10 protein-coding genes and 1 pseudogene are annotated in these 13,649 nt (G+C 62.3%); all 11 read left to right on the top strand.

The features are described from left to right. Nucleotides 1-43 precede the first annotated feature (43 nt). Nucleotides 44-1,978: pseudogene (locus tag PSCI_RS00390) on the top strand (hybrid sensor histidine kinase/response regulator); the annotation flags it as partial. Continuing rightward, nucleotides 1,975-2,982: a chemotaxis response regulator protein-glutamate methylesterase gene (locus PSCI_RS00385; protein WP_045481291.1), complete on the top strand. Its 1,008-nt coding sequence runs from the start codon at nt 1,975-1,977 to the stop codon at nt 2,980-2,982. The pseudogene PSCI_RS00390 and the gene PSCI_RS00385, both read left to right, overlap by 4 nt. A gap of 48 nt (nt 2,983-3,030) precedes the next feature. Further along, complete coding sequence (locus PSCI_RS00380) at nt 3,031-4,041, top strand: response regulator (protein WP_045481288.1); 1,011 nt, start codon at nt 3,031-3,033, stop codon at nt 4,039-4,041. Nucleotides 4,042-4,256: 215 nt separating this feature from the next. Continuing rightward, nucleotides 4,257-5,352 (top strand): peptide chain release factor 2 gene (gene prfB / locus PSCI_RS28875; protein WP_144403170.1). Its coding sequence is split into 2 segments (ribosomal slippage): nt 4,257-4,328 and nt 4,330-5,352, totalling 1,095 coding nucleotides; the frame shifts between segments, so codons are not numbered across the junction. 90 nt (nt 5,353-5,442) lie between these two features. Beyond that, on the top strand, nt 5,443-6,945 hold the full coding sequence (lysS, locus tag PSCI_RS00370; RefSeq protein ID WP_045481284.1) for a lysine--tRNA ligase: 1,503 nt from the start codon (nt 5,443-5,445) through the stop codon (nt 6,943-6,945). Nucleotides 6,946-7,006: 61 nt separating this feature from the next. Continuing rightward, entirely contained in the window at nt 7,007-7,759 is a 753-nt protein-coding gene (locus tag PSCI_RS00365; RefSeq protein ID WP_045481282.1) for a TetR family transcriptional regulator, read from the top strand. A gap of 120 nt (nt 7,760-7,879) precedes the next feature. Beyond that, nucleotides 7,880-9,157 carry a flavohemoglobin expression-modulating QEGLA motif protein gene (locus PSCI_RS00360; protein WP_045481280.1) on the top strand — a complete coding sequence of 426 codons (1,278 nt, stop codon included), beginning with the start codon at nt 7,880-7,882 and terminating at the stop codon, nt 9,155-9,157. Nucleotides 9,158-9,210: 53 nt separating this feature from the next. After that, a complete protein-coding gene (locus PSCI_RS00355) occupies nt 9,211-10,110 on the top strand; it encodes an alpha/beta hydrolase (protein ID WP_442965438.1) in 900 nt (299 codons plus the stop codon). A gap of 109 nt (nt 10,111-10,219) precedes the next feature. Next, complete coding sequence (locus tag PSCI_RS00350; protein WP_045481275.1) at nt 10,220-10,528, top strand: hypothetical protein; 309 nt, start codon at nt 10,220-10,222, stop codon at nt 10,526-10,528. Nucleotides 10,529-10,688: 160 nt separating this feature from the next. Beyond that, the gene (locus PSCI_RS00345) at nt 10,689-13,208 is read left to right on the top strand and encodes an excinuclease ABC subunit UvrA (RefSeq protein ID WP_045481272.1); all 2,520 of its coding nucleotides are present in this window, start codon (nt 10,689-10,691) and stop codon (nt 13,206-13,208) included. A 125-nt stretch (nt 13,209-13,333) separates the two neighbouring features. Then, nucleotides 13,334-13,591 (top strand): hypothetical protein, encoded by a 258-nt coding sequence (locus PSCI_RS00340; protein ID WP_045481270.1) that lies wholly within the window; start codon nt 13,334-13,336, stop codon nt 13,589-13,591. Nucleotides 13,592-13,649: the final 58 nt, after the last annotated feature.

Here is a 13,649-nt window from a genome sequence, read left to right as displayed (position 1 = left end):
CAGTGCGGCGCTGGCCGGGCCCGGCTTGCCTGACTCATTGGTGTTGGGACTGTCGCCCGAGGCTCAGGCCGACTTGTCGGCGTTGCTGGCCGCCGAAGCGCCAGCGCCGGCCCCCCAGCCGCCTGCCGCGCCTGTCGAGCCTGTTGTCGATGTCGACAGCGGGCCGCTTGCCACGGCCCAAGCCGATTCTGCGCCACGCCCGTTGCGTGACCGACGGGTCGCCGAGGGTGGCGAGCGGGTATTGCGCGTCACTGCCGAGCGCCTCAACGGGTTGCTTGATCTGTCCAGCAAGTCGCTGGTCGAAAGTCAGCGTATCAAACCCCTGTTGACCGGCATGCAGCGCCTCAAACGTCTGCAGTTGGGCAGTGACCGGGCGTTGCAGGTGCTTGAGGCCAGTCTCGACCAGAGCCAGATCAGCCCCGAGGCGCACAAGGCACTGGAGGACGCGCGACAATTGCTGTCGCAGGCTCAGAACATGCTGATTGAGCAGGCGGCAGAGCTCGATGAGTTCGGCTGGCAGTCTGCGCAGCGTGCCCAGTCGCTGTATGACAGCGCCCTGGCCTGCCGGATGCGGCCGTTTGCCGATGTGCTGGGTGGCCAGGCGCGGATGGTCCGCGACCTGGGCCGTGAACTCGGCAAACCGGTGCGCCTGGATATCGATGGCGAAAAGACCCAGGTCGACCGTGAAGTGCTGGAAAAGCTTGAGGCGCCGCTGACTCACTTGCTGCGCAACGCGGTCGATCACGGTATTGAATCGCCGGAGCGACGTCAGGCGCTGGGTAAGGACAGCGAAGGTTCGATTCGCCTGCGCGCCTCTCACCAGGCGGGCATGTTGGTGGTCGAGCTCACCGACGACGGCGGTGGTGTCGACCTCGAAAAGCTGCGCAATGCCATCGTCGCCCGCAAGCTCTCGCCGGCTGAAACGGCGGCGCAGATGAGCGAAGAAGAGCTGCTGAGTTTCCTGTTCCTGCCTGGCTTCAGCATGCGCGACAAGGTCACCCAGATTTCCGGGCGCGGCGTGGGCCTGGACGCGGTGCAGCATATGGTGCGCCAGTTGCACGGTGCCGTGACGCTGGAGCAGCAGGCCGGGCAGGGCAGTCGCTTTCGGATCGAAGTGCCGCTGACCTTATCGGTGGTGCGCAGCCTGGTGGTGGATGTCGGCGGCGAAGCCTATGCCTTCCCATTGGCGCACATCGAGCGCATGCGTGACCTCGAAGCCGAGGACATCGTGCAACTGGAAGGCCGCCAGCACTTCTGGCATGAAGGCCGCCACGTTGGCCTGGTTGCGGCCAGCCAGTTGCTCAACCGGCCACCGAGCGCCAATGCCCAGGACAATCTCAAGGTGGTGGTGATCCGCGAGCGTGACGCGGTGTATGGCGTGGCGGTCGAGCGTTTTATCGGTGAGCGGACCCTGGTGGTCATGCCGCTGGATGCGCGCCTGGGCAAGGTTCAGGATGTCTCGGCCGGTGCATTGCTGGACGACGGCTCGGTGGTCTTGATCATCGATGTCGAAGATTTGCTGCGCTCGGTGGAAAAACTCCTGAATACCGGAAGACTGGAGCGCGTTGATCGCCAGAACCGCCATAATGGCAATGTGACCCGCAAACGGGTTCTGGTCGTCGATGACTCGTTGACGGTACGTGAGCTGGAGCGCAAGTTACTGGTCAGTCGCGGTTATGAAGTGGCCGTGGCGGTCGATGGCATGGATGGCTGGAACGCCTTGCGCGCCGAAGACTTTGACCTGCTGATTACCGATATCGACATGCCGCGCATGGACGGTATCGAGCTGGTTACGCTGGTGCGCCGTGATACCCGGCTGCAATCTCTGCCTGTGATGGTGGTCTCCTACAAGGACCGTGAGGAAGATCGCCGTCGGGGGCTGGATGCCGGGGCTGATTATTACCTGGCCAAAGCCAGTTTCCATGACGACGCCTTGCTTGATGTTGTGGTGGAACTGATAGGAGACGCGCAGGGATGAAGATCGCTATCGTCAACGATATGCCCATGGCCATTGAAGCCCTGCGGCGCGCCCTGGCCTTCGAGCCCGAGCACCAGATCGTCTGGGTCGCCCGCAATGGCGCCGAGGCGGTGCAGATGTGCGCGGCAAACACCCCTGACCTGATCCTCATGGACCTGATCATGCCGGTGATGGACGGCGTCGAGGCTACAAGAAGGATCATGGCTGACTCACCATGCGCTATCGTTCTGGTCACGGTCGATCGTGAACAGAACGTCCATCGTGTATTCGAAGCCATGGGCCACGGCGCGCTGGATGTGGTGGACACCCCGGCTGTTGGTGCGGGCGATCCGAAAGAAGCTGCCGCGCCGCTACTGCGCAAGATATTCAACATTGGCTGGCTGATAGGCCAGCGCAGCGCACGCGAACGCAGCGCCGGGACTGTCTTGCAGGGCGCAGTGCGCCGCGGCGGTCTGGTGGCCATCGGTTCTTCGGCAGGTGGGCCGGCAGCGCTGGAAGAATTGCTCAAAGGCCTGCCGGTGAGCTTTCCTGCGGCGGTGGTGCTGGTGCAACATGTCGATCAGGTGTTCGCTGCCGGCATGGCCGAGTGGCTGAGCAGTGCCTCAGGCATGCCGGTGCGCCTGGCCCGCGAGGGCGAGCCGCCGCAACCGGGTCAGGTGGTGCTGGCCGGAACCAACCACCATATCCGTCTGTTTCAGGACGGGACGCTCGCCTACACGGCCGAGCCGGTAAACGAAATCTACAGGCCCTCGATTGATGTTTTTTTCGAAAGTGTGGCCCGCTATTGGAGTGGTGATGCAGTGGGAGTGTTACTGACCGGCATGGGTCGCGATGGTGCTCAAGGACTCAAGGCCATGCGCCAGAAAGGATTTCTGACCATCGCTCAGGATCAGGCCAGCAGTGCCGTATATGGCATGCCCAAGGCGGCTGCCGCCATCGATGCCGCCGTCGAGATCCGCTCGCTGCGCACTATCGCTCCGCGTTTGGTTGAGGTATTCGCATAATGATTTTCCAGGTGAAATCACCTTCAGCCGGTGACCAGGAGATGCTTCATGCATGACTTGCAGACAGAAGATATCAAGGCTCCGGACGAAAACTCCGCCATGGTCCTGTTGGTCGATGACCAGGCCATGATCGGCGAGGCGGTACGTCGCGGCCTGGCCAATGAAGAGCTGATCGACTTCCATTTCTGTGCCGACCCGCATCAGGCTATTGCCCAGGCGGTGCAGATCAAACCCACGGTGATCCTTCAGGACCTGGTGATGCCGGGCCTGGACGGCCTGACCCTGGTGCGTGAGTACCGCAACAACCCGTTGACCAAGGACATCCCGATCATCGTCCTGTCGACCAAGGAGGACCCGCTGATCAAGAGCGCGGCCTTCGCGGCCGGGGCCAACGATTACCTGGTCAAGTTGCCCGATACCATCGAACTGGTGGCGCGCATCCGCTACCACTCGCGTTCCTACCTGACCCTGTTGCAGCGCGACGAGGCCTACCGCGCCTTGCGGGTCAGCCAGCAGCAACTGCTCGACACCAACCTGGTACTGCAGCGGCTGATGAACTCCGACGGCCTGACCGGGCTGTCCAACCGTCGTCACTTCGACGAATACCTGGAGCTGGAGTGGCGCCGCGCCACCCGCGAGCAAAGCCAGCTGTCACTGATGATGATCGATGTGGACTATTTCAAGGCCTACAACGACAGCTTTGGCCATCTGGAAGGTGACGAAGCCCTGCGCCAGGTGGCCAAGGCAATCCGTGCCAACTGCAGCCGTCCCTCGGACCTGCCGGCCCGCTACGGCGGCGAAGAATTCGCCATGGTATTGCCCAACACCACCCCCGGCGGCGCCCGATTGCTGGCCGAAAAACTGCGCCAGAGCGTCGCCAGCATGAACATCCCGCACATTGCACCGGCACCGGGTTCACACCTGACGGTCAGCATCGGCATCGCCACCGTGATCCCACAGCCCGGCGGCAACAGCCGACAGTTGATTCTGGACGCTGACAAGGGGCTGTATGCGGCCAAGCATAATGGGCGTAATCAGGTGCAGGTGGGCGGGGCCTGACGGCAATGGGGTCGCCGGATCAGTCTCCTGCGGCTCGGGCATGATGCTGGGTCGGTGGGAGTCAGCTTGCTGACGAAGGCGGCATCACAGGCATCGTGGGTTCACCCGCCGTTGAAGTGAATGCGCGGCGTCCCCGTCCGACGGGGCTGCTTTCGCCACTACGCCTAGGGTATACTCACCGGCTTTGTAATTTTCGCCTGCGAGTGCTGCCGACCATGGAAATCAACCCGATTTTGAACAGCATCAAGGACCTCTCCGAGCGTTCCGAAACCATTCGGGGGTATCTTTGACTACGATCACAAACATGATCGTCTGGTTGAAGTCACCCGCGAGCTCGAAGACCCTAACGTCTGGAACAAGCCTGAATACGCCCAGAGCCTGGGCCGCGAGCGCTCCCAGCTGGAGCAGATCGTCACCACTCTCGATGACCTTGGCAGCGGCCTGACCGACGCCAAAGACCTGCTTGAGATGGCTGCCGAAGAAGAAGACGAAGGCGCTGTCGCCGACGTCGTCGCGGAAGTCGAGCGCCTGCGCGAAGCGCTGGAGAAGCTCGAATTCCGGCGCATGTTCAGTGGCGAGATGGACCCCAACAACGCCTACCTCGACATCCAGGCCGGTTCCGGCGGCACCGAGGCTCAGGACTGGGCCAACATTCTGCTGCGCATGTACCTGCGCTGGGCCGACAAGCGCGGCTTTGACGCGACCATCATGGAATTGTCCGAGGGTGAAGTCGCCGGTATCAAGGGCGCCACTGTGCACATCAAGGGCGAGTACGCCTTCGGCTGGCTGCGCACCGAGATCGGTGTCCACCGTCTGGTGCGCAAGAGCCCGTTCGACTCCGGTGCACGTCGCCACACCTCGTTCTCGGCGGTGTTCGTGTCGCCCGAGATCGACGACAAGGTCGAGATCGAGATCAACCCGTCGGACCTGCGTATCGACACCTACCGTTCCTCCGGTGCCGGTGGTCAGCACGTAAACACCACCGACTCGGCGGTGCGGATTACCCACGTGCCGACCAATACCGTGGTCAGTTGCCAGAACGAACGCTCCCAGCACGCCAACAAAGACACCGCCATGAAAATGCTGCGGGCCAAGTTGTACGAGCTGGAAATGCAAAAGCGCAACGCCGCTTCGCAGGCCCTCGAAGACAGCAAGTCGGACATCGGCTGGGGTCACCAGATCCGCTCGTATGTGCTTGATGACTCGCGCATCAAAGACCTGCGCACCGGCGTCGAGCGCAGCGACTGCCAGAAAGTCCTGGACGGCGACCTCGACCAGTACCTGGAAGCGAGCCTCAAGCAGGGGCTGTAAGCCGCACACCACCGCCGCGATACCAGGCTGTGCCGGTATCGCGTGCCCTGCCCGCAGGGGCAACGAACACCTGATGGAAAGAATTACGACATGAGCGACCTCAAGACCGAATCGCAAGACCTGCAACAGGAAGAAAACACCCTGATCGCACTGCGCAAGGAAAAGCTTGCCGCAGCCCGCGCCAAGGGCCAGGCCTTCCCCAACGACTTCCGCCGTGACAACTACTGCAACGACCTGCAGAAACAGTATGTCGACAAGACCAAGGAAGAACTGGCCGAGGCTGCGATTCCCGTCAAGGTTGCCGGTCGCATCATGCTCAACCGTGGCGCGTTCATGGTGATCCAGGACATGACCGGGCGCATCCAGGTCTATGTCAACCGCAAGACCCTGTCCGAAGAAACCCTGGCCGAGGTCAAGACCTGGGACCTGGGCGATATCATTGCTGCCGAAGGCACCCTGGCGCGTTCCGGCAAGGGCGACCTGTACGTCGAGATGACCAGCGTGCGTCTGCTGACCAAGTCGCTGCGCCCGCTGCCCGACAAGCACCACGGCCTGACCGACACCGAGCAGCGCTATCGCCAGCGCTACGTTGACCTGATCGTCAACGACGAAACCCGTAACACCTTCCGGGTGCGCTCGCAGGTGATCTCGCACATCCGTAGCTTCCTGGCCAAGCGCGACTTCCTGGAAGTCGAAACGCCGATGCTGCAGACCATTCCTGGCGGTGCGGCGGCCAAGCCGTTCGAAACCCACCACAATGCTCTGGACATGGCCATGTTCCTGCGCATCGCGCCGGAGCTGTACCTCAAGCGGCTGGTGGTCGGTGGCTTTGAGAAAGTCTTCGAGATCAACCGCAACTTCCGTAACGAAGGCGTCTCGACCCGGCACAACCCTGAATTCACCATGCTTGAGTTCTACCAGGCCTACGCCGACTACGAAGACAACATGGACCTCACCGAAGAGCTGTTCCGCGAGCTGGCGCAGCTGGTACTGGGCACTACCGACGTGCCGTATGGCGACAAGGTGTTCCACTTCGGCGAGCCGTTCGTGCGCCTGTCGGTGTTCGACTCGATCCTCAAGTACAACCCTGAGCTGACCGCAGGCGACCTGCAAGACGTCGATAAAGCCCGCGTCATCGCCAAAAAGGCCGGTGCCAAGGTGCTGGGCCACGAAGGTCTGGGCAAGCTGCAGGTGATGATTTTCGAAGAGCTGGTCGAGCACAAGCTGGAGCAGCCGCATTTCATCACTGAATACCCGTTCGAGGTGTCGCCACTGGCGCGCCGCAACAACAACAACCCGAACGTCACTGACCGTTTCGAGCTGTTCATCGGCGGCCGCGAAATCGCCAACGCCTACTCCGAGCTCAACGACGCTGAAGACCAGGCTGACCGCTTCCAGGCCCAGGTGGCCGAGAAGGACGCCGGCGACGACGAAGCCATGCACTTCGACGCCGACTTCGTACGTGCGCTGGAATACGGCATGCCGCCAACCGCCGGTGAAGGCATTGGCATCGACCGTCTGGTCATGCTGCTGACCAACTCGCCGTCGATCCGCGACGTGATCCTGTTCCCGCACATGCGTCCACAGGCATAAGTCGGTTTCGCGGCTAAAGCCGCTCCTACGGCGTACGCCGTAGGAGCGGCTTTAGCCGCGAATGGCACCAAGGCCGCCGCGCTACGATTCAAGGAGAACCGTGGTGAATGACGCCACCCAAGGACCTGCCAACGTCGCCAGCGCCGTCGCTCAGAACGTCCGCTATCAGGGCCGCAAGGCCAGTCGGCGGGGTAGCGAGCAGCGGCGCCAGGACATTCTTGATGCTGCCATGCGTATCGTCATCCGTGACGGTGTACGTGGGGTCAGGCATCGGGCGGTGGCCGCTGAGGCCGATGTGCCGCTGTCAGCCACCACCTACTACTTCAAAGACATCGATGACCTGCTCAACGATGCCTTCGCGCAATATGTGCAACGCAGTGCCGCCTACCTGGCGCGGCTGTGGCAAAACACCGAAGTGATCCTGCGCGATTTGCTCGCCGGCAACGACGGCAGCCCTCACGACCGGCAGCGTGTCGCCGACGTGATCGCCCGCATGATCCACGACTACATCGACCATCAATTACTGACCCGCCGCGATCAACTGATCGCTGAGCATGCCTTTTACCTTGAAGCCCTGATCAACCCGCGCCTGGCGCTGTTGGTCGCTGATCACCAGCAGATCCTGTTTCGCGGTGCCTGCCAGTTTCTTCAGGTGCTGGGTTCGGAGCAGCCGCAGCAGGACGCTGAAGTGTTGACGGGCATGATCCGGCGGATGGAATATCAGGGCCTGTTGCACGGTCTCAATGACCCGCCGAACGGGCAGCGACTGGCTATTCTGACTCGTCAGATGCGTCTGTTTCTCGCAATGGCTTAGCAGAAACTTAAAAACGTTGGAGAGGCAGCCTGTTTTTAACGCAGCAATGGCGCGCGTAGCGCCGTAGGCGCCCAGCCAGCAGGTAGTTTTTAAGTCAACATCAGGATCAAGGAGTACCGGGTGGACGAGTACCAGCAGACTATTCGTGGCTTATCGGACCGGATCGTCACGGCGCAGACGCCGATCCGTGTGCTCGATGCGGTGAAGTGGGACGACAGTGTGCGCAAGGGCTTTCTGGCCGCCAAGGGCAAAGAGCTGCCCGCAGTCGATCGCGCTTATTACGAAGGCCGGCCACTGGGCTTCGACTCTGCTGCGCTGAAGCAGGAATTCCAGAACATCGAGCGCGATGTCACCCGCCAGTTGGGGCAATTCAACCCGGTGGGGCAGATCATGCGGCGCATGTGCCGCGAATACCGCATGGTCATTCGTATGCTTGAAGCGCGTGGTACGGCGGATTTCGGCCTGATCTCCCAAGAGCTGTATGGCGCGGCGTCCGACGCATTTCATGCCGGCGACCCGACCCTGTCCGACCTGGGGGTGATGCTCTCCGGTTACCTGAACAACATTGCCGGGCGCGGCGACCTCAAGGACGAACCCAAGACCCTGACCGCCAAGGACGCCGTGGAGATTCTCCAACAGCGCCTGAACCGGGTGTTCGGTGAGGGTGAAGAGACCGTGCGGGTGTTCGAGTCCGACGGCATTGTGGCCGACGCCGCCGCCGGCGCCGACTACATCAAGATCCGTTCCGATGCGATGTTCAACCAGCGCGATGTCCGCGCCCTGGAAGTCCACGAGGGGCTGGTGCATGTCGGCACCACCCTCAATGGCCAGAACCAGCCGATCTGCACCTTTTTGTCCAAAGGTCCGCCTTCGTCGACCGTGACCCAGGAGGGCCTGGCGATTCTCATGGAGGTGATCGCTTTTGCCTCCTACCCCAGCCGCTTGCGCAAGCTGACCAACCGCACCCGCGCCATTCACATGGCCGAGGAGGGCGCGGACTTCCTGCAGGTGTACGACTTCTACCGTGAACAGGGCTTTAGCCAAGCCGACAGCTATGGCAACGCCAGCCGGGTGTTCCGTGGCTCGACGCCAAACGGGCTGCCATTCACCAAGGATCTGTCCTACCTCAAGGGCTTCATCATGATTTACAACTACATTCAGCTGGCCGTACGCAAAGGCAAGCTCGAACAGGTGCCCTTGCTGTTTTGCGGCAAGACGACCCTGGAAGACATGCGTACCTTGCGCCAACTGGTGGATGAAGGCCTGGTGGTCGCGCCCAAATACCTGCCTGATCAGTTCCGTGACATGAACGCCCTGTCAGCCTGGATGTGCTTCTCCAACTTCCTGAACCATTTGAGCCTGGACCGGATCGAAGCAGATTATTCCAACATCCTCTGAGCTGGAGGGGTTCGGGACCTGCTTCGCGGATGAATCCGCTCGTACGACAAAGGATGGTGAGTTTGAAAGCGATCGGCATTGTGGTCCTGCTGCTGTGCCTGGGCGGTTGCAGCGGCATGCTGTTTTACCCCGAGCGCGGCCTGCCGTTCAGCCCCGACAAGGCCCGCCTCGAATACCGTGACCTGACCCTCACCACCGCCGACGGCACGCGCCTGCACGGCTGGTGGCTGCCGGCCAAACCGGGTGTGCCGGTCAAGGGCACGGTGCTGCACCTGCATGGCAACGGCGGCAATCTGGCCTGGCACCTGGGTGGCAGCTGGTGGCTGCCGGAGCAGGGTTATCAGGTGCTGATGCTCGACTATCGCGGCTATGGTTTGTCTGAAGGCGAGCCGAGCCTGCCGGCCATTTATCAGGATCTCGATGCCGCCTTTGCCTGGCTGGATAACGCGCCAGAAACCCAGGGCCAGCCGCGTATCGTATTGGGCCAAAGCATTGGCGGGGCGCTGGCCGTGCATTATCTGGCGCAGCATCCAGAGCAACGCAGCCGCCTCAAGGCGCTGATTCTCGATGGCGTCCCGGCCAGCTACCGTGAAGTGGCCCGCCATGCCCTTGGCACCTCCTGGCTGACCTGGCCGCTCAAGCGGCCGTTGTCGTGGTTCATCCCTGACGGCGACAGCGCCATCCACAGCATCGCCCGGCTCAAGGGCACGCCGATGCTGTTGTTCCACAGCATGGACGACGATATCGTGCCGCTGGACAACGGCCTGGCCCTTTACAAAGCCGCGCCCTTGCCCCGGGTGCTGCAATTGACCCGCGGCGGCCATGTACAGACCTTCGCCGACCCGACCTGGCGCCAGGTGCTGCTGCGCTACCTCGACGACCCCCAGCATTTCAACGGCCTGCGCCGGCTGGGGGAAATCCCCAACTATCCGCCCGCACCTGAAAAGCCGTGAGCTATTGATGTCGCTCAGGGATGTTCAGGCAAAACACTGTCATGGTGGCACGGAGCAATTGTCTGTGATTGCCCGGTAAACAGAAGTTACCTCATTTTCGAGCACACCCATGACCCAGGAACGCAACCTCATCCCCATCATCCTGACTGGCGTTGCCAGCATCGCCGGCACCGTCGCCTGCCTCGGGTACTACGGCTACCTGCACTTCGCCAAGCCTGAAGATGCGCTGCTGCTCAACGACTACACCATGCTCAAAACCATTCCCGGCGAGCAATATTCTGCCAGCCTGGCCCCGGCCAACCAGATCGCTCAATGCATCGATGGCGTGCTGGTGCTGTTCGACACCCAGCAAAAGGGCCTGAGCGGCGTGTTGGTGGATAACCGTAAACGTTTGGTAAGGTGCAGTGGTCCACAGTAACGTTCAGCCTTCGAATCACTACCGTTCGAATAACCACCACAACTTTTGTGGGGGCCACTGTAGGAACGAGCTTGCTCGTGAAGGGGCCATGCCAGACGCAGCCTTTGGGCGCCTGACTGAACAGTACTGTTTTTAAATTCCGTCGCAGTAAGGACCCCCGATGCCCGCTTCTCCATCGACCGCTTTTTCAGGCTTCGTCCGGGTGCGCGGTGCCCGCGAGCACAACCTCAAGAACGTCGATGTCGACATTCCCCGCGATGCCCTGGTGGTGTTCACCGGGGTTTCCGGCTCGGGCAAGTCGTCACTGGCGTTCTCGACCCTGTATGCCGAGGCCCAGCGCCGTTACTTCGAGTCGGTAGCCCCTTACGCACGGCGGCTGATCGATCAGGTCGGCGTCCCGGACGTCGATGCCATCGACGGTCTGCCGCCGGCGGTGGCTCTGCAACAGCAGCGTGGCACCCCCAGTGCGCGGTCGTCGGTGGGCAGCGTCACGACCTTGTCGAGCCTGATCCGCATGCTCTACTCGCGGGCCGGCCGTTACCCGGCCGGCCAGCCGCTGCTGTATGCCGAAGATTTTTCGGCCAACACCCCGCAAGGCGCCTGCCCGCAGTGCCATGGCTTGGGCCGGGTGCATGAGGTCACGGAACAGTCGATGGTGCCTGATCCGTCGTTGACCATTCGTGAGCGGGCGGTCGCGGCCTGGCCGCTGGCCTGGCAAGGCCAGAACCTGCGCGACATTCTGGTGACCCTGGGTTACGACGTCGATGTTCCCTGGCGTGACCTGCCCAGGCAGCAGCGCGACTGGATCCTGTTCACCGACGAAACCCCCACCGTGCCGGTGTACGCCGGCCTGACTCCGGCGCAGACCCGTGAGGCCCTCAAGCGCAAGCTCGAACCCAGTTACCAGGGCACCTTCAGCGGCGCCCGGCGTTATCTGTTGCACACCTTCATGCATTCGCAGAGTGCCCAGATGCGCAAGCGCGTGGCGCAATACATGCGCGCCAGCCCGTGCCCGTCCTGCGGGGGCAAACGCCTCAAACCGCAAGCGCTGAGCGTCACCTTCGCCGGGCTGGATATCGCGGCGCTGTCGCAGCTGCCGTTACAACAACTGGCCGCGCTGCTGCAGCGGGTCGACGCGCCGGACTGGCTGGAACAGGACGAGCCGGATTCTTCGATGGAAAAACGCCTGGCCGCGCAGCGCATCGCTGTGGAACTGCTTGAACGCATCACCACCCTGATCGACCTGGGGCTGGGCTACCTGGCGCTGGAGCGCAGCACCCCGACGTTGTCGTCCGGTGAGCTGCAACGCCTGCGCCTGGCCACCCAGCTCAACTCACAGCTGTTCGGGGTGATCTACGTGCTCGACGAGCCCTCAGCCGGTCTGCACCCAGCCGACAGCGAGGCGCTGTTCGAAGCCCTGCAACGCCTCAAGGCGGCGGGCAACTCGGTGTACGTGGTCGAGCATGACCTGGACACCATGCGCCGTGCCGACTGGCTGATCGATGTCGGCCCGGCCGCCGGCGAACAGGGCGGCCAGGTGCTGTACAGCGGCCCGCCAGCGGGCCTTGCGCAGGTCGAGGCCTCCAGCACCCGGCATTACCTGTTCAGCCCTGCCGTCCAGGCTGGGCACACGCCGCGCGTGGGCAAAGACTGGCTGCGCCTGGAAGGCGTCACCCGCAACAATCTCAACGACCTGAGCGCTGATTTTCCGCTGGGCTGCTTCACCTCGGTCACCGGTATTTCCGGCTCCGGCAAATCCAGCCTGGTCAGCCAGGCGCTGCTGGAGCTGGTCGGTGCACACCTGGGGCACAGCGAAGCGCCGACCGACGCTGCCGAGCAGAGCCTGGAGGACGAACCGCAACAGACCACCGGCGGCCGGATCAGCGCCGGGCTCGACGGCCTCAAGCGTCTGGTACAGGTTGACCAGAAACCCATCGGCCGCACGCCACGCTCGAACCTGGCAACCTACACCGGGCTGTTCGACCACATCCGCAAACTGTTTGCCGCCACCGAGCAAGCCAAAGCGCTGGGTTTCGATGCCGGGCAGTTCTCGTTCAACGTCGCCAAGGGCCGCTGCGAAAAGTGCGAAGGCGAGGGCTTCGTCAGTGTCGAGCTGCTGTTCATGCCCAGCGTCTACGCGCCATGCCCGACCTGCCACGGCGCCCGCTACAACCCGCAGACCCTGACCGTCAGCTGGAATGGCCTGAACATCGCGCAAGTGCTGCAACTGACCGTCGACCAGGCCTACGAGGTGTTTGCCGAACAGGCCGCACCACGCCGCGCGCTGCAAGTGCTCAAGGACATCGGCCTGGGCTACCTGCGCCTCGGCCAGCCGGCCACCGAACTGTCCGGCGGTGAAGCGCAGCGCATCAAACTCGCCACCGAATTGCAACGCAACGCCCGCGGTGCGACCCTCTACGTCCTCGACGAACCCACCAACGGCCTGCACCCGCAAGACATCGACCGCCTGCTGGTGCAACTTAACCGGCTGGTGGATGCCGGGCACACCGTGGTGGTGGTCGAACACGACATGCGGGTGGTGGCCCAGAGTGACTGGGTGATCGATATCGGCCCCGGTGCCGGGGATGCTGGCGGGAAGGTGGTGGTAAGCGGTGTGCCGCGGGATGTGGCGCGGTGTACTGAAAGCCGGACTGCGGGGTTTTTGGGCAGGGCGTTGTAGCAGGCCGTTGGCTCATTGGTGTGATGTGGCACTCCGCTTTCATCTGTTAACGGAACCATGAATGATGGGTTTATGCTGTGGTCAGCGTTGTGATCACAGCGCACAGCCCGCCAAGGAGATAGCCGATGTCAGACCTGAAAGAGATTCGCTTCGTCAAGCGCATAGTGATCGGTACGGCAGAAACATCCGGTCCTCAGATCGACGAGGCCAGTGAACAGCAGATTGAGCTGCTCAATCGTTGTTTGAGCGACTCGCCCAGAGGCTGGATTATCGGTCTGGAGAAAACCCTGTCGATGGTGGATGTCGCAGGGCGGCAGGAATCTGTGCAAGGGCTGGTCTATCACATCGGTTTTCCTCGCAAACCGCATTGGTTGAGTGAGTGAATGGCTGACGGTTTTTTCGTCACAGGTTTCCCATGCCGACTGACGGCATGAGAAATCT

This window comes from Pseudomonas sp. StFLB209 (genome assembly GCF_000829415.1).
In the GTDB taxonomy this organism is placed as follows: Bacteria; Pseudomonadota; Gammaproteobacteria; order Pseudomonadales; family Pseudomonadaceae; genus Aquipseudomonas.
The sequence above is the reverse complement of the archived record's forward strand: the minus strand, read 5'-3'. Positions and strand labels throughout refer to the sequence as shown.

Excerpts from the sequence above, each read along its gene's own strand:
- PSCI_RS00380 (WP_045481288.1), top strand. The coding sequence starts at position 3,031 with ATGCATGACTTGCAGACAGAAGATATCAAGGCTCCGGACGAAAACTCC.
- lysS (WP_045481284.1), top strand. The coding sequence starts at position 5,443 with ATGAGCGACCTCAAGACCGAATCGCAAGACCTGCAACAGGAAGAAAAC.
- PSCI_RS00345 (WP_045481272.1), top strand. The coding sequence starts at position 10,689 with ATGCCCGCTTCTCCATCGACCGCTTTTTCAGGCTTCGTCCGGGTGCGC.
- PSCI_RS00365 (WP_045481282.1), top strand. The coding sequence starts at position 7,007 with ATGGCACCAAGGCCGCCGCGCTACGATTCAAGGAGAACCGTGGTGAAT.
- PSCI_RS00355 (WP_442965438.1), top strand. The coding sequence starts at position 9,211 with ATGGTGAGTTTGAAAGCGATCGGCATTGTGGTCCTGCTGCTGTGCCTG.
- PSCI_RS00350 (WP_045481275.1), top strand. The coding sequence starts at position 10,220 with ATGACCCAGGAACGCAACCTCATCCCCATCATCCTGACTGGCGTTGCC.
- PSCI_RS00340 (WP_045481270.1), top strand. The coding sequence starts at position 13,334 with ATGTCAGACCTGAAAGAGATTCGCTTCGTCAAGCGCATAGTGATCGGT.
- PSCI_RS00385 (WP_045481291.1), top strand. The coding sequence starts at position 1,975 with ATGAAGATCGCTATCGTCAACGATATGCCCATGGCCATTGAAGCCCTG.